The 514-nt window shown below is 30.2% G+C and carries 1 protein-coding gene; it reads left to right on the forward strand.

The window, feature by feature from the left end; genetic code table 11:
- Window positions 1-28: 28 nt before the first annotated feature.
- The coding region (locus DW159_RS13560; RefSeq protein WP_187115878.1) for a restriction endonuclease subunit S at window positions 29-514 on the forward strand (486 nt) is incomplete at its 3' end.

Here is a 514-nt window from a genome sequence, read left to right on the forward strand (position 1 = left end):
CAAATTCGTATTTGTAGATCAATGGAAGATGAAAGTTAGGATAGGTGATTTGACGAAAATACGAACGGGTAAGCTTGATGCCAATGCAGCTTCAATGGATGGTCAATATCCGTTTTTTACTTGTTCAAAAGAGCCTTTAAGAATATCAACATATTCATATGATTGTGAGTGTGTATTAGTTGCTGGAAATGGCGATTTAAATGTTAAGTATTACAACGGAAAATTTGATGCTTATCAGCGAACCTATATAATAGAGAATAACAATGTCGAAAAATTATATTTGCCATATTTGTATTATTTTTTAGAAACATATATTGAGGAATTAAGGAAACAAGCTATAGGAGGGGTTATAAAATATATAAAGATATGTAATCTTAGCGATGCAGTAATTGAGTTACCATCAATTGCGAAACAGAAAAAAATAGTTAAAATTTTAAAGTCTTCAAAAAAATGTTTAGATATGAGAAATACTCAAATGGCTGTTTTAGATGGACTTATCAAAGCCCGATTTGTA

The sequence above is a fragment of the Coprococcus sp. AM14-16 genome (assembly GCF_003434675.1).
GTDB lineage: Bacteria > Bacillota > Clostridia > Lachnospirales > Lachnospiraceae > Coprococcus > Coprococcus aceti.